The 18,959-nt window shown below is 42.6% G+C and carries 17 protein-coding genes and 1 pseudogene; 1 reads left to right on the forward strand and 17 read right to left on the reverse strand.

The window, feature by feature from the left end; all coding sequences use genetic code 11:
* Positions 1-2 precede the first annotated feature (2 nt).
* The 13 genes and pseudogenes from DW059_RS03585 to DW059_RS03640 all read right to left on the reverse strand — a co-directional run bounded on the left by DW059_RS03585 (position 3) and on the right by DW059_RS03640 (position 15,844).
* Entirely contained in the window at positions 3-872 is an 870-nt protein-coding gene (locus DW059_RS03585; RefSeq protein ID WP_117697743.1) for an ABC transporter ATP-binding protein, read from the reverse strand.
* Entirely contained in the window at positions 869-1,588 is a 720-nt protein-coding gene (locus tag DW059_RS03590; RefSeq protein ID WP_117697745.1) for an ABC transporter ATP-binding protein, read from the reverse strand. Before DW059_RS03590 ends, DW059_RS03585 begins: the two co-directional genes overlap by 4 nt.
* Positions 1,588-4,419, reverse strand: a complete 2,832-nt coding sequence (locus DW059_RS03595; protein ID WP_117697747.1) for an ABC transporter permease — start codon at positions 4,417-4,419, stop codon at positions 1,588-1,590. Before DW059_RS03595 ends, DW059_RS03590 begins: the two co-directional genes overlap by 1 nt.
* An 11-nt stretch (positions 4,420-4,430) precedes the next feature.
* Complete coding sequence (locus DW059_RS15860) at positions 4,431-4,604, reverse strand: hypothetical protein (RefSeq protein ID WP_158552001.1); 174 nt, start codon at positions 4,602-4,604, stop codon at positions 4,431-4,433.
* The gene (locus tag DW059_RS03600; RefSeq protein ID WP_117697749.1) at positions 4,601-6,700 is read right to left on the reverse strand and encodes a biotin/lipoyl-binding protein; all 2,100 of its coding nucleotides are present in this window, start codon (positions 6,698-6,700) and stop codon (positions 4,601-4,603) included. The genes DW059_RS15860 and DW059_RS03600 overlap by 4 nt, the downstream gene beginning before the upstream one ends.
* The gene (locus tag DW059_RS03605; RefSeq protein WP_117697751.1) at positions 6,697-7,683 is read right to left on the reverse strand and encodes an efflux RND transporter periplasmic adaptor subunit; all 987 of its coding nucleotides are present in this window, start codon (positions 7,681-7,683) and stop codon (positions 6,697-6,699) included. Before DW059_RS03605 ends, DW059_RS03600 begins: the two co-directional genes overlap by 4 nt.
* A 9-nt stretch (positions 7,684-7,692) precedes the next feature.
* Entirely contained in the window at positions 7,693-9,147 is a 1,455-nt protein-coding gene (locus DW059_RS03610; protein WP_117697753.1) for a DUF6034 family protein, read from the reverse strand.
* Positions 9,148-9,347: 200 nt separating this feature from the next.
* On the reverse strand, positions 9,348-9,785 hold the full coding sequence (locus DW059_RS03615; RefSeq protein ID WP_158552004.1) for an EAL domain-containing protein: 438 nt from the start codon (positions 9,783-9,785) through the stop codon (positions 9,348-9,350).
* A 71-nt stretch (positions 9,786-9,856) separates the two neighbouring features.
* Positions 9,857-10,690 carry a hypothetical protein gene (locus tag DW059_RS03620; protein WP_117697757.1) on the reverse strand — a complete coding sequence of 278 codons (834 nt, stop codon included), beginning with the start codon at positions 10,688-10,690 and terminating at the stop codon, positions 9,857-9,859.
* Positions 10,645-12,093, reverse strand: coding sequence for a sensor histidine kinase (locus DW059_RS03625; RefSeq protein ID WP_117697759.1), 1,449 nt, complete (start codon positions 12,091-12,093; stop codon positions 10,645-10,647). The genes DW059_RS03620 and DW059_RS03625 overlap by 46 nt, the downstream gene beginning before the upstream one ends.
* Positions 12,090-12,748, reverse strand: a pseudogene (locus DW059_RS03630) (response regulator transcription factor). Before DW059_RS03630 ends, DW059_RS03625 begins: the two are co-directional and overlap by 4 nt.
* Before the next feature lie 300 nt (positions 12,749-13,048).
* On the reverse strand, positions 13,049-14,644 hold the full coding sequence (locus tag DW059_RS03635) for a GH1 family beta-glucosidase (RefSeq protein ID WP_117697761.1): 1,596 nt from the start codon (positions 14,642-14,644) through the stop codon (positions 13,049-13,051).
* A 264-nt stretch (positions 14,645-14,908) separates the two neighbouring features.
* Entirely contained in the window at positions 14,909-15,844 is a 936-nt protein-coding gene (locus tag DW059_RS03640) for a glycoside hydrolase family 113 (protein WP_117697763.1), read from the reverse strand.
* A gap of 153 nt (positions 15,845-15,997) precedes the next feature.
* Between DW059_RS03640 and DW059_RS03645 the strand changes: the two genes are divergently transcribed.
* Positions 15,998-16,894: an AraC family transcriptional regulator gene (locus DW059_RS03645; RefSeq protein ID WP_117697765.1), complete on the forward strand. Its 897-nt coding sequence runs from the start codon at positions 15,998-16,000 to the stop codon at positions 16,892-16,894.
* 24 nt (positions 16,895-16,918) lie between these two features.
* Here DW059_RS03645 and DW059_RS03650 read toward each other — a convergent pair whose 3' ends face one another.
* Genes DW059_RS03650 through DW059_RS03665 form a run of 4 tightly spaced genes read right to left on the reverse strand, consistent with a single transcriptional unit; the run spans position 16,919 to position 18,743 of the window.
* A complete protein-coding gene (locus DW059_RS03650) occupies positions 16,919-17,236 on the reverse strand; it encodes a LiaF transmembrane domain-containing protein (RefSeq protein WP_117697767.1) in 318 nt (105 codons plus the stop codon).
* A gap of 5 nt (positions 17,237-17,241) precedes the next feature.
* Positions 17,242-17,778, reverse strand: coding sequence for a hypothetical protein (locus DW059_RS03655; RefSeq protein WP_117697769.1), 537 nt, complete (start codon positions 17,776-17,778; stop codon positions 17,242-17,244).
* A 1-nt stretch (position 17,779) separates the two neighbouring features.
* Positions 17,780-18,238, reverse strand: coding sequence for a hypothetical protein (locus DW059_RS03660; protein ID WP_117697771.1), 459 nt, complete (start codon positions 18,236-18,238; stop codon positions 17,780-17,782).
* A 1-nt stretch (position 18,239) separates the two neighbouring features.
* On the reverse strand, positions 18,240-18,743 hold the full coding sequence (locus DW059_RS03665; protein WP_117697773.1) for an RNA polymerase sigma factor: 504 nt from the start codon (positions 18,741-18,743) through the stop codon (positions 18,240-18,242).
* Between the last annotated feature and the right edge of the window lie 216 nt (positions 18,744-18,959).

An 18,959-nucleotide genomic window follows, 5' to 3' on the forward strand; every position in this document is an offset into this window, starting at 1 on the left:
GTTTATTCTTTTTGAATCAGGATTTTGCCATCCTGAACCTCAATCCGCACTTTATTGGAATCGATACCGGCTTCTTCTAACATTTCTTCTGTCAGCTGCAGCCGGTGGGCTTTATCTAAAACGGAATATTCTTCATGGGTAAATTCTGCTGCACTTGCAAGACGCTGCAGTTCTTCTAAAGATACTTTCCGAATCTTTTCGGTACTGATTTTGCCATCGGAAATCAGCACTGTCCGCTCCACTTTATCCGCCAATGCCATATCATGGGTCACTATGATTATTGTAATTTTAAATTCTTCATTCAGTTTGTGGAACAGCTCAAATATCTGATTTGCAGTCTTTGTATCTACTGCGCCGGTAGGTTCATCTGCCAGAAGAATCGACGGCTGATTGGAAAGTGCAACGGCAATGGCAATCCGCTGCTGCTCGCCACCGGATAGCTGGGAAGGGAACTTATCCGCATGTGCTTCCATACCGACTGCCTTTAATAAATCTCTGGCACGCTTCCGCTTCTCCCGGGCGGATGTTCCCGGATGAACCTGCATGGGTGCTTCAATATTTTCCAGCGCCGTAAGATAAGAGAAAAGATTTCTTGCACTCTTCTGCCAGACGAATCCCACTTTGTCACGGCGGTATAAAACCAGTTCTTTTTCCGTATAGGACGATAAGTCCTTTCCATCCACCATAAGGATTCCTGCTGTGGGTGATTCCAGTCCTCCGATGATATTAAGCAGCGTCGACTTTCCACTGCCGGATTTGCCGATAATTGCCATCATTTCCCCATCTTCTATCGTAAGATCCAGTCCTTCCAGTGCCATGACTTTATGCTGTTCCATCTCATATATCTTTACCAGGCTGTCACACTGAATCATTTTACCAGCCTCCCATCCTTTAATTCATAGACGAAATCACCAAGTTCCATCAGATTCGGGTCATGGGTGGTCATGACTACAGTGATATGCTCCTGCTCTACCAGTTCACGGAAAAGCTTCATGACTGCAAGCCCCGATGCCGTATCCAGTGCACCGGTTGGTTCGTCTGCAAAAATCACCTGTGGTCTGTGGGCAACTGCCCGGGCAATTGCCACCCGCTGCTGTTCACCGCCGGACAACTGATATGGCATATGATAAATCCGTTCTTTCAGTCCGACCCGCTCTAAGATTTCTATTACACGCTTCTTCTGTTCTCCCCTATTTTTCTGCTCTTCCTTATCCTTCTTCCGTTTCTCTTTATCACCGGATAACCGCAGGGCAAATTCCACATTTTCATAGGCATTCATCACAGGAATCAATGCCACAGACTGAAAAACAAATCCCATCCGGTAACGCCGCAAGTCCTCCCGCTCCCTGTCTTTTAAATATTCCAAATCTTTTCCGAAAAATTCCACTTTTCCTTCCGTCGGTACATCAAGAGCACTTAAAAGATTAAGAAGGGTTGTCTTGCCGGAGCCGGAACGTCCCTTTAAAATAGTAAGACTGTTGCTTGGTATCTCCATGGAAACGCCGTCCAAAGCCCGGACGATGCTGCCATCTCCCGACGAAAAATATCTTTTTATATTTTCTGTGCGTATTGCTATCGTCTGTTCCATCAGCTGTCCTCCCCTAACCGAAGTGCCTTTGCAATTTTCATGCTCCGCAGTATTTTCCGGATAATCAGATAACAGAATAACATCACTGCCAGAAGTACCGCTAAAAGCTTCAAAAGGTCTGTAGGATAAATGTATATTTCTATGGCTAGATTATGCTTTTGCGGCAGATAGACCACCATAAGCAGACGTACAAACAAAAGCGTTGTCACTGCTCCGATTCCTCCACCTGCCAGTACCGGTCCTGCCGAGGCAAAAAGCTGTTCCGTTAAAATCATCTTCCGGACTTCTCCCATCCGCATTCCCATTGCACGGTAGACTCCCAACAGCAATTCCCGTTTTTTCAGTGTCATGATCCAATACAGCAGAAATCCTACAGAACATATCACCAATGATAAAATAAAGCTTAATGTAAACATTCCATTTGTCACCTGTACCATGGCTGAATTCCGGTTGCCGGCAAGCTGTTCCTGCAATAAGGTAATATGTTGCGGCTGAACGCCTGCTGCCGCAAAACTTTTCGTAAACATAGTCTCTTTCACACCATCTGAAAGCTTCATCCACACCTGGTAAGGGGTCTGACCAAAAGCACTGATAACGGTGGCATAATTTGCTACCAGAAGATACTGTTCCTGTTCATTTAAATTGCCTTCTTCATCCTTTACATAAGCATATCTTTCATAACCAGGGAAGCAGTCTATGATTGCACAGACCTTTGCCTGCCTGCTGCCCATGGCATCTTCACCAATCTCTGCCGGCAGATACCTTGTATAACTTAAAGTATCTCCCACCTTTAACTTTAATTTGTCTGCCAGATTGGAAGAAATTATTACCCCATCCGGCTCCTCTGCCAGTGCATTCAGTGCATAAAACCAGTGTTCTTTGTTGACACCATCTTTAAGCCGTGCAGTCTCCCCGAAGCCTTTTGTGTGGATTGCCATAAGATTTCCATCAAAAACTGTTCCGTTTTTCGCAGTAATATCCGTCTTTTCATCTATCAGTACCCTTGTGGCATCTTCACAGACATTTTCTTTGATTAATGTTTCATATCTTCCAAAATCAGGCTCCAGATATTTCCAGCTGGTTTCCTTTCCTTCCATTTTCGAAACCTGCAGCCGGAAGTTTTCTTCCACCACTGCATCTGCTCCGGTGACATATGCAATCTGCTCTTCCATATTCTGATTCATGGTCCGTGCCATATTCGCATCAAAGATTCCACTGGCTATGGTCATAACGAGAAACACTGCTAAAAATCCCGATTGATACCAGGTTCTTTTCAACTGTAAAAATGCCGCATATCCTGCCGGGTGGAATCTGTTCTTAAAGACTCTGTCCACTGCAAGAATCAGATTATAAAAGAGACGTATAAACAATAATCCTGCTGCCAGTATAAACACCGATGTATTCAAAAGGATTACCGGGTCCATTCCCTTTCCGGCAATCATTTCCATTGCAAGACTCTCCTTCTGCCGGTTGTAGTTATAAAGCAGATACCCGGATAAAAGTAATAGCAGAATATCCAGATAACATTTTTTCCAAAATGGATTTTTCACAACACCGTTTTTTGCCATACTTTCATTTACAATGGTGTATTTTGTCCGCCGCAGCGCCGGTATGGTCAGAAACAGAATTACAATAGCCGCCGCCACCAGAGCGTAGAGAATCATTCCGCCATTTAAGGTATACATGCTTACATCTTTTCCGGTAAATTTTAAAAATCCGTCGGTGGAAGCTGCTCCTTTGCACATTCCGTAACCCAGCAAAGGTCCAATCGCTGCGCCTGTCAGTGCCAGAAAGGATGCCTGCAACAGGTAAATCGCACCCACCTGCAATTTTGTTGCTCCACGGCTCCGGAGTACTGCAATCTCCCCTTCTTCCAGAGAAAGTATCTGGGAGGATACCATATAGATAAATAACAGCAGCAGTACAATGCATGGCAGTTCCAATGCCCACAACATCTGCTGTATCGTTCGCTGCTTTGTAAAAAAGGACGCCAGAGTATCTGCCATATTATCCTGATACTTTGTATCCGATGACCGGAACTGCTGCATATAATCGGCATACTCTGCTGCATGCTTTGCATCTATCTGCCGGTAGTCCAACATCAGATTTTCTTCGTAACCGATTTCATCCTGCCCGAAGGAAGCAATCAATGTATCAAAAGTATTTTCCGATACAAACAGCGTATTTCCAAAATCACTGAGCGTGTGATACCAGTAACTGTCATTGATATCCTTTTCCTTTATGATTCCTGTTACCTTAAAATCCACTTCATAAGCTTCTGCTTCACTCTGCAATTTCAGATGAAGCACTTCTCCTGTCACCAGTCCATAGGCATCCATCGTCTCTTCACTGACAAGGCATGGATAGCAGCCGTTTGTTTCCGTCTGATTTTCACTGTCTAAACCCTCTCCGTATGTAATATCTGTGTTCTTCGATAATTCCGGCAGATATCCAACGGTAAAATATTCATTGGTTCCGCCCAGGCTGGTATCTGCTTTTCCACCGGAAAGGCTTAAATACTGCTCCGATGCCACGGTATCCACCGTCACATATTCGGTCCATTTTTTCTCATATGCCACAAGTTTCTCTAACACTTCCTTTGCAGAACTATAATCCTTCGAAGAATAGCTGCCACTACGATTCATCACTGCAGGAAATGTTTCCTGTTCCTTTGCATATGTTTCAAATCCTGTTCTTAATACCTGGTTTCCGGCACCACGTTCAAACATCGGATGACAGACAAATAATGCGATAAATAATGTAATTCCAAGAAGCAGGCACAAATTCAGTCCTTTTTTATTCTTTATTTTACAAAAGACAAAACGTAACATTCCAAATCCCCCTACTCTCTTGCCAGTACATCGCCAGACTCTATTCCAAAGAGAACCACTTTCCCATTTCCGGTAAGTGTATCATCCAGTAAAACATACTGTTTCACCAGATGGTCCCCTTCCATCTTCCACACAAAATATGACACTTTATCCGGATGCATTGCATCCTTCTCTTCATAAATCATCCTGCCGGAAGCACTATAACATCCTCCATGGAAATATAAGGGAAGTCCACGCTTTCTCCATTTCCCATATCATCTACGATTTCATCATTCATCCGTACATAAAATGCCGGTGTATCATACCCGGAGGTTGTCTGAAAGGTATAATGAGCACCATTTTCATCGATATAAAGACAGCCCTCATCCAGATTATTGCTGCCTGCTGCAAATCCCACACAGGTTCCGGTGTAAGTCGTATCCCCGGATGTAATACTTACCGGTTCTCCCGCCTCTGCAATATCATCCGTATACACCGTTACGGACTTACTGCTCACCATCTGCACCAGAAGTAAGTCTGATGCTTCTCCTTTCATCTTAAGAATTTCATCTCCGGCTTCCACCGTGTCTCCTTCCCAGACAGTTATTTTCGAAACCTGTCCATCTTCATCTGCATAAACGGATAATTTTCCGGTTCCGTCATTTCCGCGGCTTAACGTATCGTAAGCTGCCTGCAGTTGTTGCAGCGTATAGCTATGGTCTGCTTCTGCAACTTCTTTTTGAAGGGTTATGATCTGCCGGTCATAGTCACTGACAGAATCTGTGGCATTCTGCAATTCTATAAGCTGTGCATCATAGTCTGCCTGCTGTTTCTGATAAGTAGTATTCTCTGTCTCAATGGCATTGGCGGCTTCTGTAATGGCTGCCTTTCCTTCCCCGGTATCGATAATATAAAGAAGGTCTCCCTTTTTTACTTCCGCATCCTTTTCTACCGCAATTTCTACAAGCACTCCTTCTTTTTCTGTAAGATAAACCCTCGCATTCTTATCTGCCCTGCCATATTTTAATCCGTGGTTTTCCACCTGAAAATCTGACCGTTCCACCATATACTCCGTATAATCTGAAGGCATCCGCTCCATTGTCTCATAATAGACCGCTTCCCCTTCCTCTAATCCCTCTACGATCTGGGTATTATGGTCGTCTGATACACCTGTTGTTACTTTACGTTTTTCCCTTGTATCATCTCCGGTTCCTACATAGACATAATTTTCTCCATCTTCCTGATAAAGAGAATTGTTTCCCACCAGCAGGACATGCTCCGCTCTTTTCTCTTCAAAATATATGGGATATAACTCTCCCGCCTTAAGCTCTACGCCCTCCGGCTTTTCTATCAAAACATTGGGATAATTATTATTTATCTTTGCAAGTACCAGCTCATCGGTGCTGTATTCCCGCTCAGTAACCGGCACTCTTTCGCCGGATTGCAGCATATATTTTTCGGAAACATCTTTATACTTATAATTCTGCACCGTTACATCCTTAAGCTCTATTGCAAGGTCTTCAGTATCTGCCACAATCGCAACATTTTCTCCCGCGCCGGCTTTCCGGTTTACGGTCAGGCTCTTGGTATAAACCACTTCACCACTGTGATTTGCCTTTAACGTTCCATCTGCTATCAGAGCGTCCAATGCTGCAATCTCTTCATTCAGCTTCTGCACCCGGTACTCATGAAGCTTCGTATCGTAGCGGCTGTTTTCCTGCAGGACGGCTATCTGGGAGGTGATGTCCTCTGCCTCTGTCTCCTGCGTGTTATTCTCTGTTGCAGATTCCTGCATATCATCCTCTTCCTGAATGTTATTCTCTGCGGCATTCTGAATGTTATTCTCTGCAGTATCCTGCTGCTTCTGCTGGTTTGCCAATTTATCCTGCTTCAATTGGTTGATTTTCTGGTTTAATTCGTATACGGTATTTTCATGCGACAGCTCCTGCTGCTTTGCTTTCCGGGACGCACTTGCCTCGTCTACATCTGCGTATGCCAGCACATCACCTTTTTCTACGGTATCGCCCGGTTCTACCAGAATCTTTGTCACCGTGACATTGGCTTCATATGCCTGTCCGTACTCCTTTGGCACTGCCGTTCCCAGCAGCACGTTGGTGGTTCCGATATTTCCATAGGTCACCTGCTGATAAGAAGCATTACTTGCCGCCGGCTCTTCCAGGTCTGGTATTGTTTCTGTTTTCTTACTTCCACAGCCGCCAATTAACATTACAAAAAACAGGCCTGTCAGGACTACTGGAATCACGCTTTGTGCGTTTCCTGCGTAACTTTTTTTCTTTCTCACAGAGTCACCTTCTCTCCACCGGAAAGTCCGGATGTAACAACCCAATGATTCCCTACTTTTTCTCCAACCGTTACCGGCACTACCTTTCGATATCCGCTATCATCCAGAAGATAGACAAAGTGTCCCTCTTCACCTTCCTTTACGGCAGAGGCTTTCACATAAATGACATTTTCCAGCGTGGGCTTCGTAATCACAAGACTCAGCACGTCTGCCTCTGAAAGTGATGTCATATCCGATACCGGTGAAAATATGATTTTATTTTCTTCCACACCGGCAACCTTTAATTCATAGGACAGTGCATCCAGTGTAGCTGTATAAGTATCTCCCATGTTAAATTCATAGCCTTCCGGCAGGTCTGCTTCATAGTTACCGGTTCCACACACTTCAGTAATCAGATTATTTCCCGGCACAAAGCCTCCTTTTTGCAGATAATTATCCATGGCTGTAATGGTACCGGATTCTTTTGCTGTAATCTGATAGCGGGACAGCTTTTCTTCTGCCTCTTCCACATAAAGCTCTGCTACTTCAATATGCCGCTTTAAATTTGCAATATCTTCATTATAATCCAAGGATGCATCACAGCTCATGAGGTTTACATAATGTTCCACCAGAAGCTGTTTATCCGCAATCTCATCCTGACACTGTGTCATTTTTGCTTCCAGACTGTCTGAACGGAAGGATACCAGCAACTCTCCCTTTTCCACTTTATCGCCTACTGCCACATATACTTTGTCTAATTTCAATTCCGTATTTGTTGCATCATAAGTAATCTTTTCCAAACCCTCTGCTTTTAATTTCAAGGTAATTTCCGGCGTCAGATTTCCTTTTTTCACTTCCGTGGTATCATAAGCCAGCTTCTCATATGGTGTCCGGGCAGTTGACACAAGCTCTGGCTCTGCTTTTCCGCATCCCGTCAGAAAACTGCCTGCTGCCAGGTACAAAAACAGTTTCCATTTTCCCGTTCTTTTCTTTCTATCTGCCATAGGCACACCTTACCTTTCATCCAAAGGATGAATCAGTGTACCATCCATGGCATTGACAAATACCGGATGCCGGTTCATATCATTTCCGGATGCCATATAAAGACACCACGCCGGCACATAACTGTAACAGCCTTCCTTCTGGTCATCTTTGATACGCGCATAACCAAGCTTTAACTTATTAAAATTCTTGCACACATCCAGTTGGTAATCGTCTCCATTTTTTATAATCTCATCTTTGATTATATTTTGAATCGTTGATAACGGCAGCAGTTCCACTTCTTTTGAAATCTTTGTAACGCTTACCGGATACTGCATAAATACTTCTGTAATTCCATTATCCGTAACCGCAAATCGTATCTCATCCTCTAATTCAAAATTTACATCACTGTTTTCCGGCGTAACCCAGGAAATATCAAAGTCGTTATAATCCAAAGAATCACTAAATGCCAGTCCATTGACACCGGTTCCATAACCAAAGAGGTAGCCCCAGTCGATGACCTCCGCATAATCGGTATACTGTTCTCCATCCACTTCTATCTCATTTGCGCCATCCCAGGAATAATCCTGCTGCCCATAAAGCACCTGATTATCACGTCCTGTTTCTTTTAAGAACTGCTCCACTAACTGCTTTGCATCTTCTTGGGAAATACTGCATCCATTTTCCTTTTCCGAATTGTCGATATATGCAGTTACTGTATCATTCCCATATACAGCATCATAATCCTTTAGAGACTGTGGGCCATAATACTGATTCACATAAATGTCCGTCTTGTTTTTCACTAATGGCGATGCCACAATGTAGGCAATTGCATTTTCGTTTGTTTCTTTTACTTCAAATCGCACATTACATAAAAGGTCTCCGCAATACCCTGCATATTCATTGCAGCTGTCATAATCCTCTGCTGCAGTATAGGTATCTTTTGCAGTCTCTAATGCTTTTTCGTATTGTTTTTTCTGTTCTTCGGTTTCTTCCTTCCAGTCATTCAGCATTTCCTTATGTCTTTCTACATCCTGATGATGTGCATTATTCTCCAAATCATCGATTTGAGACTGGACAGCAACAATCGTTCCATCCATGCTGTCAACGGCAGTCTGTAATTCTTCTTTTGTCAGATGCTCAAAATCGTGGTAATAAATTTCAGAATCTTTAAAATATGCTTTCAGGAACTTTTTCTTATAATCGACATCTATCTTTAATTCTTCTGCCGCTACCACAGACATGGCATCTGCTTCCGGCACATCAATAGATGCATTGATTCTTACCTTCACATCTCCGTCAGAGGTTGTTACCGTAAAGCTGTCATCCCAGTTATCCGCTTCCCGGAATTCATCCAGTGTACCAACCACCCCTTTGGTTTCCTGTTCTGTTTCCATCTCATAATCTACTTTTTTCTCACCACATCCGGCAAGAAGTACCATCACCATACCTGCCAGAATCATTTTTCGTAAGATTGGATGTTTCATGCTGTCCCCTCCGTTTTCCATCTTTTATTTTCTGTTTACCTTTCCATTTTCCTCGTTTCTGGTGTTACTTTAACATGAAGATGTAAACTTTTTGTATCTTATCATTACAATAAAACCGGCAATTCTATGGCTGTATTTCTTATCGCCACAAAACTGCCGGTCTTGATCATTCTATTTTTACTTTTATTTTTTGTCTTTTCTTATTTTTTCCATCTGTTCGAAAGAAGTATCTCCAGTTCATCTGCTCCAACCGGTCTGGAATAATAGTATCCCTGAAACCATGTGGCTCCCACAGTCCGGAGATAATCTTCTAATGCCTTATTTTCCACGCCCTCCAGACAACTCTTGATATTGGCTGCATTGGCAAAATCCACCATGCTCTGGACAATCGCCTTATTCTTTTTATTTACAAGAATCTTCCGGATAAAGCTCATATCAATCTTAATCTCATCAATCAGCATCTCAAGTGCCATGGCAGAAGATGAACTTCCTGTTCCAAAATCATCCAGGGCAAATTTGATTCCATAGCCTCTTAATACTGCCATCCGCTCATTGATTACCGATACCGGAAGGCTTCTGCTGTAAAAAGCTTTTACTGTCCCACAAAGCCTGTTCCAGAACAAAATTTCCCAAATCATACATGGAAGGATCATTTTCGCAATAACTGCAGGTGACCATCTATGCCACTGAAAATACCTTGCCTTCTTTTTTATTTTACCATGTTACGCTTCGTTTGGCTATCTGATATTGTGCTGATTCCATAGATAAATCTTGTTTTATCAAAGAGTTCAAAGTACCGGTATGTGGCATCCTTTTCTTCCTGTATGTTATCGGATTTTATCCTCAGTCCGGCTACGTCCAACCCCGTGTAGGAAAGCTGTTCTGCCAGCTCTTTATCCACTGTTTTTTCTTCTTCATTGTCTTTAACGGATGAGGAAGCTTCCTCTGTAGCTGTAACATCCGATAAAATATCTTTTCCTTCTGCCTCCGCCAGCAAAACGGTGCCATCCTCTAACAGAAATACCGCATGCTTCTCTGTGCCATCATATTTTGTAAAAATAAGTTTCCAGTAGTAGGCACTGTAGGTATGAAATGTTGTATCCACCGCTTTCTCCGGAAATGCTTCCCAGGTATACCAGTTGGCATAAGAAGAAGCTAAATCAGAAGGATACTGCCCTTTCTGATAAATGGCTTCCATACTGTCTCTTGCCAGTGCCGCTGCCTCGTAATCCTTTAAAGTCATCTCATAGGAATAGGCTTCCTGTGTCTCACTCTCCCACTGCCCGGTAATCAGCTGGATGCGGTCATTAAGCTTAAGGCTTTCCGATGCCTCCTTTGCCAGCAGGGAATCGGAAGCAATATACTGTGCCGGAACCGCCTGCACTTCTCCCACTGCTTTACGTTCCTGCCCTTCAATCAGAATTCCCGGCAGAAAAATTCCTGTCAGCACCACCAGAAGTGTTCCTGCTATCATTCCACAGACACTTCCTTTTATCTTTAATTTTGTTCTTTTTCGTTTTCCTGTCCTTCTTTTCTGAAACATATCCGCATCTTCGTCCCCTTTTTTGGCTCACTTTCTACGATAAGTTCCGCCTGATGATGTTCTAAAATCAATGCCACTAATGACATTCCGATTCCGGCTCCGCCTTCCTGTCTTGCCCGGGATTTATCTGCCATATAGAATTCATCGCAAATCCGCTCTGTCTCTTCCTTGGTCATGCCGATTCCATAATCTTTTACGGAAAGTTCATAATAAAATGGATTTTCTTCTTCCTGTATTCTCTTTCCGCTAAATTCAATGACACCATGCTCTTTGGATGCTTTTCTTGCATTATCCAGTAAATTCACCAGTACAGTCACCAGAAGTTCTTTATTTCCGTACAGTACTGCCGGCTCGATATTTTCCTTTAACACAAGCCCTTTTGTCGCAAGGGACGGTGTCACCACCTTAAGTACTTCACTGCTTACATTTTCAACCTGAACTGCTTCCTTTTCCATTTCATGTTCCCTTAAATAAATCAAATCAAAGAGCTTTCCCGACATCCGCTCTAACCGTCTGCCTTCGGAAAAGATATAACTTAATGCCAGCAGCTGTTCTTCTCTTGGAAGCTCCATGGAACGCATGGTATCTGCATAACCGATAATGGAAGTCATCGGTGTCTTAATCTCATGGGTAAAGTCTGCTACAAACTGATCCCTTTTCCGTACCATTCCCTGAAGCTCTCCTATCTTTTCTGATACTGCTTCTGCCATCCGGTTAAAGTTTTCTGCCAGAAGTCCTACTTCATCCTGACTCTTTACTGTAATCCTCGTCTCATAAGAGCCATCGGTAATCTCCTCTGCCACCCGGTTCAACTGCTCCAATGGTCTGGTCAGATACCGGCTGATAACATAAATAAGCAGAGAGTCTATCATAAGGCAAATGAAAAGAATCAGCCGGAAATAACGGATTTCCCGGTCTCTTAATGCGTAGGCATCGGACACATCACTTCTGCTGATCATGCAGAGGTTCTCATCCCCTACCTTACTGGCTGCCGTCACATAAATATAATAATGACCGTCCTCTTCAAAGATGGCATAGTTCTTATTTCCATCCTCCTGCTGTGCTTCCCAGACTTTCTTTAAATTGGCATTTTCTTCTGTTTCGTTATAAACCAGCTTATCCCCATAATAAATAAAAAATGTCACATTTTCTGCCCGCATACCGCTGCTAACCTGTGCTCCAATGTCTGGAAGTGCGCCCTTTACCGACTCTTCCCGGTTCAACGCCTGAAGTACTTCATATTCCACCGAGGACTGCACCAGATTATTCTGAATGACTGCATTAGAAATCTGTGTTTCCTTCGCCAGTTCAAAATTCTTATGTATCATCAGATACCCCACCAGTCCCAGACTGACGGAAAGCAGGATTAAATTTGTAATTAATACTTTATATCGAAATTTCATGCTTTATCCTCTAACCGGTATCCTGCCTTAAATACTGTTTTAGCTCCGCTCCAAGATTCAGTTTTTTCCGTAATCTCTGGATATGAAGGTCTAAGGTTCTTGACTCTACGGAATATTCCGTTCCCCAGATTTCTTCATAGATTCTTTCCCGGAACAGTGTAATATTCCGGTTGCGCATCAGAATTTCTAAGAGTTCAAATTCCTTTGGCGTAAGCTCCACTTCTTTTCCTGCCTTTGTCACCACCTGATTTTCACTGTCTAATTCAATATCCATAAAAGTAATCTTCTGCTCCATCTTATGATAGCGGCGCAGCACAATATTAACCCGTGCCAAAAGTTCTACCACTTCAAAAGGCTTTACCATATAATCCTCTGCCCCGGAGGTCAGCCCCTGCATCCGGTCTTTTAGGGAATCCTTTGCAGTCAGAAAAATCACCGGAATTCCCATTGGACGGATGTATTCCATCAATTCAAATCCATTTAATTCCGGCAGCATAACATCCAATATAATCAAATCAAAATTTTCTGTTTCCAACAGGTCTGCAGCTTTCATTCCATTGTATACACAGACACACTGATAGCCTGCCTTCATCAGATTCAGCCGGATTAAATCCGATATTGCCTTTTCATCCTCTACAACCAATATCCGTATCATGCTGCCCGCTCCTTTTACTACTCTTTGATGTTTATTTTAACATATATTTGTATCTAAAATGTATCTGAACATTAAAAAAGAATGTGCCTTGCACATTCCCGCGCCTGCGGCGGTCGCTTGCGACATCTACCTTATACGCCGCAGTGCGCATCCTCGTGGAGCGTTTTTTGCTTTACAGGAAAGCAATTTCCTGTAAAGCAAAAAAAGTTTCTTCTATTCCTTCTGATTGCTCATCGGAATAAAAGAAACTTTTTTTATTCTCATTTTCTCTGGTCTAGAAGAAACAATTATTTTTTCATGCTACGCCTGCACCAGTGTCATTTTTCCACTGCAATGCATCTTCCGGATGCCCTCCGGTATCGTAAGTCTGTCTCCGGTATCTACCCAGATGCTGCCAATTAAACCGCTGCCGGATGCCACATAAATGACATCTGTGCTGTCAGAAAGCAGCAGATCCATTTCCCTCTCTACCTTAAATCCTGCACCTGTTACTTCTGCAGCACCACGCTCTATCCGGATTTTTCTATCCGGCTGGTTGCAGGATAACGCTGCTCCATTGCTTTCCATGACTTTCTTATACCAGAATGCTGAATCCTTTACATAACGCTGCTGAGTTGCAAAGTCCACATAAATAATTCCGAACCGTTCGGAATAGCCCTCATGCCATTCGAAATTGTCCAAAAAAGTCCATAAGAAATAACCGGCAATCTCTGCTCCTTCATCCGTCGCCTTCTGCAGATTGCCAAGGTACTCATCTAAGAACTGGATACGGTTGGCATCATGTACACTGCCATCTGCTTCCACATTGTCATGACAGGACATTCCATTTTCCGTAATATAAATCGGAAGCTGATAACGTTCGTAGAGGAATTTTCCTGCCCAGTATAGGCATTCCGGTGTCACCGGCCATTCTGCGGCAGTCTTTGGGAATCCTGCCGGACGGTCTACAAATTCCGGCTCTCCATCTGCTCCTGCACGAACCAGATATCCGTTATAAATATTCTGACCGTAAAAATCAATGGGCTGGTGAATCAGTTCCATATCTTCTTTCGTGATTTCCGGCAGATACTCCTTGTATTTCTCAAGACCTTCCTTTGGATAATGTCCTAAAATAACCGGGTCGGAATACCAGGATACATTCCAGGTCCAGTTGTCGACATCATTATAAAAGCCAAAATATACCTTCTTTGCAGCTTCAATATCTTCCGGAGAATTACTTGCCGGATATGCCACCCCACTGGTTGGTGCATAGCCAATCTGTATCGGCTGCTTTGCATATTTCCGGAGAGTAATAACTGCTTTTCCATGTGCCCGCAATGCATTATGCGCAATCCGGAAGCTTTCCTCTGGTGTGACTTTCTTTCCCGGTGCATGAATACCACGGTAATATCCCAGTCCGATAAAGCACTGTGGCTCATTCAAAGTAAAAATCTTGTCGCAGATATCAGTAAAATTCTCTGCTACTACTTTTGCATATTCTGCAAACCAATCTATGATTTCTTCATTGAGCCAGCCGCCTTTATCCTCCAATGCCTGTGGAAGTTCCCAGTGATAAAGTGTCATATATGGCTCAATGCCGTTTTTCTTCATTTCAAGAATCATATCACGATAGAGTGCCACCGCTTTTTCATTGACTCTTCCGCTTCCCTCCGGCATCAGTCTCGCCCAGCTTACGGAAAAACGGTATGCCTTCACACCAAGTTCTCTCATCAGCGCATAGTCCTCTTTATAACGGTGCATGTCATCGGCACTGACATAGGCATTATGATGTTCGAAAGTTCTTCCCTCTTCGGTAAAGGTGTCCCAGATGCAGGTTCCTGCGCCATCGTTTTTGTCTCTTCCTTCTACCTGATAGGCACTGCTGGCAACACCCCATACAAAGTCTTTTCGAAACATTTGTTTTCCTCCTGATTCTATTTCTTGTGTTATTCTTCTGCAATTGTAAAAAATGATATATTCTAATCATAAAATATATCATTTTTCACAATTGCAGAAGGATTTCTCAATCGTTTTCGTTACAAAAACACTCTACCACGAAACAACTGTTTCGGGATAGAGTGTTTTACCTTAAAAATGGTAGAAATCTATTTTATTAAGAAAAATCAGAATGTACGGATTCCATATGACATAACAGTTTGTTTTAAGTCATTTGACTTTTTGTTACTTTTGAATAGAATCGTAGTATTTTTTCACGATTTTCTCTGCTGGTTTTGCATATATTTCATAATCTTTTTTCTTTAATGCCGCACTTGGTGTATAAAGGTGGCTGTTCCAGGACCAGAATGCCATGCCATTCACCCAGTCTCTCTTTAAGCAGGCTTCAAGCATTGCTTCATACCAGTCTGCCTGTCCCTTAGCATCCGCTTCTCCCTGCACCGTCCAGTCATTTGGCACTTTATTGGAATCCAAGACAGACATGCATCCTGCCTCTGCAAAGAAAAAAGGCTTTTGAAACCTCTTTACAACCGCTTCAATCCGGTCAAGCTGGTTCTCCCAGTCCTCCAATGGATAATATCCGCTGGAAGAAATCACATCTACCGCATCCCACCATTTCACATTATGCTCCTGATATTTATCGGTATTATAGGAAACAAGTCCGTCAAATTCACTCCGGATATCAGCGATCAGCTTCCGCCACTCTGCTTCCCTGCGCTCTGCCATAACCATTTCGCAGCCTGCAATATGCATTTCCACACCCATTTCTTTTGCCAGTCTCGCATAATGAAGCTGAAATTCGGTATAAGATTCAAACCAGTTGCACCACTTTGGTTCACAGACTACGTCTTCATCAAAGAAATTTACATGGGCGCGCCAGGTTCCATTTTTGCAGTTTACCGTAGGCTTTAATGCCACACGCATACCAAGCTCTTTCGCATAATCAATCATGCCCTTTAATTCATCATCTGACACCGTTGCTTCAGAAGTATAACAAATCTCTTCCGACTGTGCCGTATCCTGCAAGCCGTTCGGTGCTAAGATAACAAAATTGCTGTTGGTATTTTCTTTCATTTTCTTTAAGCTATCAAAAGCACTCTTCTCCTGATAGCTCCCTTTTCTTGCAAATGGTGCATATGTCATGCCGCAGATATATTCCATGGTAAGTGTTTCCGTTCTCCTCTTTCAATGACTTTTTATGATGGAAACTATAGCATTCACCCTGGAATCTTGCTATAATGATTTATTATAAAAATAGTAAAAATCTCTTATAACAGGAATTCATTTATTTCAGATATATTGGGGGACGACTTTATGAATTCACTTTTTGAATACAGCGACCGGCTGAATGCTCCTTTTGAATGTTTCTTATTTGACACGAGAATCCATTCTTTTCCCATCCGGTCCCACTGGCATTATTTTGTTGAAATTCTGTATATGTTAGAGGGCACCGCCATCATCAACTGTGATGATGATACTTATGTATTAGAAGAAGGTGATATGACATTATTTCTTCCGCAGGCAATCCATTCTATCTATACTGCCACAGAGCAGCCATTGGTTTATTATGTCATGAAATTTGACTTAAACCAGCTTGCACCATCCGGCAATGCATTAAGTACCACTTTTTCTGGGATTAATTTTGTATCACTTTTTAATCTGGCGAAGGGTGATTCCCATGCTCCGAAATATTTTTCCAAAGCGATGTTAACAGACTATCCCATTGCCGGAATCTTTTCCTCCTGTGAACACGAAATGCAGCAGCAGGAATACGGTTACCGGATTCTGGTACAGTCCCAGATTAATTCCCTTTTAACCTTTATCCTGCGTATCTGGCGGGCACAGGGTTTTAATACGGATAAATCTCTGGCTATTCCGCAAAATACAGAAGAAGCGTCCATACATTCCATTACGGAATATATCGACGCTCATGCCCAGGAGCCATTAAAGGTGGAAGACCTTGCCAGAATGTGTAATATGAGTTATTCCTATTTTGCCAAAAGCTTCCGGGAACTCTATGGCCAGTCCTGTAAAAAATATATTGAATTTATCCGCCTTTGTAAGGCTGAGGATCTGCTGCTCTTTACCAATCTTGACTTGAATTATATCAGTCAGGAAACCGGATTTTCCGATTGCAGCCATTTTATTAAGGCTTTCCGAAACAAGCACAAAATGACGCCAAAGCAATACCGGAAGGAGCATTCCTCTTAATGGTAAATTCTTAAAACCTCATTCTTAAAGGTGCATGTAGATATCTGCCTGCTGAATTGCCACATCTGCTCCTGCCATCAGCATGGCAAAGAAGGTTAATGTGATGGTAAGGAATACCGCCTTACCATCATAGACAAATTCCACATTCTTCTTCCGGTTAGCAAGAAGAATTTCTATTCCAAGCAGGATAAAGATACATGGCCAGATATGGAAAATGATTTCATAGGTCAATACCGGCACAAACAGATGCACCAGAAACAGGATTCCAAATAAAACTAGTGCACTGCCTAAGGTAATGCTGCCCACTCTGTGGGTGCGTACTTCTTTCACATTCTCATCCATTTTCCTTATGCCTCCTTTGTTTCTTCTTCCTCAAGGGATTTTTTCTTACCATGAACCAGATAAATTCCTGCTGCTATAATTGCAATTCCTGCCAGCAGTCTTGGAAGCCGGTAACTGATTTCCTGAAGTACCCAGACCGTTTCATCCGGAATTAAATTTGCAATCATCCAATAGAAGCTGTTCCAGATTAACATAATACCAAGCAGAATCAGCACGACTGCAATAATGGTATGATAACGCTTTACAAAGGATTTATCTTTCCCGCCTTCTCCACTTAAATGGAATAAATACTCATCCTCCACGGCATAGAATTCTTCATCGGATAAGCCTGCTAAATTGTGTACATGAAAGAAGCTGTAGAACCATGCAATTACTGCAAGCACTGCCAGCGGTCCAAGTTCAAAAATGGATGCTGCTACAATAATGCCAAAGAACATCGACATCAGGCTTAAGCCCATTTTCATAAATCCCATATACATTTCCCCTGCTCCCGGTAAAAGGGAACAGCAAAATCTTAAAAACCCATTTCTCTTTTTCGTCATGTTATCTTTCCTCCTTTAAAAACCATCCATTTGTCGTCTCAGTAATAAAATTGCAAAATGCACTGGACGCATCATTTACACTTTGTAAGAAATTCTGCTCTTCACTACGCTTTTTCGCTTTCTCTTTCTGTTCCTGTAAGTCCTTATTGACCTGTTCTTTTGCTTCTGCTACATAAGTTTCCATGTTTGGTCTGCTCTGCTGCTCCACCGTAGGAACTACAATCAGAAATGCGATTGCCGCTGCCGCCGCTGCCATTACTTTCATGCTATAAGTCAGGAGTTTCCGCTTCGCTGACACTTTTTCTTTGTATACAATAACCTTCTGCTGCTGCTCAATTTTATGTAGAATATTTTCTTCTAAATATTCCGGTGCTTTTATCATCGGTCCTTCTTCTGTTTCCCGAATCAGTGCTTCTAACGCTTCGTCACTTAAATACTCCTGTGTATCTTCTTTTCTCATATCAGCTCCGCTCCTTTCCATATAGTTTTCTAAGCATTGCCCGCGCCCGGTATATCTGTGTCTGCACGGTTTTCAAATTCTTCTGCTTTAACTCTGCTATCTCGCCGGCAGGATGTTCTTCACAGAAGTACAGCTTTGCGATTTCATCATAAGGTGGTTTCAACTGTCCGCATTTTTCCTGCAGTTCTTCCCGGACCACCTCTTCGATGCATTGTTCTTCCGGTCCTCCCGCTCTCGCCGGATGACTTCCTAAGACTTCGTCTTCGGTGGGTACCATCCGCCTTGCCGCCTGTCTGCTGTAATCAATACATTTATTCGAAGCAATCCTGCAAAGCCAGGCTTTCTCATTCTTACCGTCGAACTCTTCCTTGTGCTGGTAGGCAGATAAAAATGTTTCCTGCGTCAAATCTTCTGCTGCAAAGTAATCTCCGGTCATCTTAACGCAAATAGAAAATACCAGATTCTGGTATTTATGAACCATCTGCGTAAATGGTTCCTGACACATTTTTATCCACCTCCTTGTCTCTTAAGAACGTTCTCATAATATATAACGAGTATCTTTTTCTATTGTCTTCAATTTTTTCAAAAAATCAATATTTTTTTAATTTATTCTATCCGGAATCCATTCTATTGACTTTTCTTTTCCGTGAAACTATAATCACTGTGGTTATCATGAATGATAGAGCAATTGCGAAAGAAAACATATATAACATATTTTAGC

This window comes from Roseburia sp. AF42-8, assembly GCF_003435965.1.
In the GTDB taxonomy this organism is placed as follows: Bacteria; Bacillota; Clostridia; order Lachnospirales; family Lachnospiraceae; genus Roseburia_C; species Roseburia_C amylophila.

Coding starts and splice junctions, on each gene's coding strand:
- DW059_RS03585 (WP_117697743.1), bottom strand. CDS start 872: ATGATTCAGTGTGACAGCCTGGTAAAGATATATGAGATGGAACAGCAT.
- DW059_RS03590 (WP_117697745.1), bottom strand. CDS start 1,588: ATGGAACAGACGATAGCAATACGCACAGAAAATATAAAAAGATATTTT.
- DW059_RS03595 (WP_117697747.1), bottom strand. CDS start 4,419: ATGTTACGTTTTGTCTTTTGTAAAATAAAGAATAAAAAAGGACTGAAT.
- DW059_RS15860 (WP_158552001.1), bottom strand. CDS start 4,604: ATGATTTATGAAGAGAAGGATGCAATGCATCCGGATAAAGTGTCATAT.
- DW059_RS03605 (WP_117697751.1), bottom strand. CDS start 7,683: ATGGCAGATAGAAAGAAAAGAACGGGAAAATGGAAACTGTTTTTGTAC.
- DW059_RS03610 (WP_117697753.1), bottom strand. CDS start 9,147: ATGAAACATCCAATCTTACGAAAAATGATTCTGGCAGGTATGGTGATG.
- DW059_RS03615 (WP_158552004.1), bottom strand. CDS start 9,785: ATGATTTGGGAAATTTTGTTCTGGAACAGGCTTTGTGGGACAGTAAAA.
- DW059_RS03620 (WP_117697757.1), bottom strand. CDS start 10,690: ATGTTTCAGAAAAGAAGGACAGGAAAACGAAAAAGAACAAAATTAAAG.
- DW059_RS03625 (WP_117697759.1), bottom strand. CDS start 12,093: ATGAAATTTCGATATAAAGTATTAATTACAAATTTAATCCTGCTTTCC.
- DW059_RS03635 (WP_117697761.1), bottom strand. CDS start 14,644: ATGTTTCGAAAAGACTTTGTATGGGGTGTTGCCAGCAGTGCCTATCAG.
- DW059_RS03640 (WP_117697763.1), bottom strand. CDS start 15,844: ATGGAATATATCTGCGGCATGACATATGCACCATTTGCAAGAAAAGGG.
- DW059_RS03645 (WP_117697765.1), top strand. CDS start 15,998: ATGAATTCACTTTTTGAATACAGCGACCGGCTGAATGCTCCTTTTGAA.
- DW059_RS03650 (WP_117697767.1), bottom strand. CDS start 17,236: ATGGATGAGAATGTGAAAGAAGTACGCACCCACAGAGTGGGCAGCATT.
- DW059_RS03655 (WP_117697769.1), bottom strand. CDS start 17,778: ATGACGAAAAAGAGAAATGGGTTTTTAAGATTTTGCTGTTCCCTTTTA.
- DW059_RS03660 (WP_117697771.1), bottom strand. CDS start 18,238: ATGAGAAAAGAAGATACACAGGAGTATTTAAGTGACGAAGCGTTAGAA.
- DW059_RS03665 (WP_117697773.1), bottom strand. CDS start 18,743: ATGTGTCAGGAACCATTTACGCAGATGGTTCATAAATACCAGAATCTG.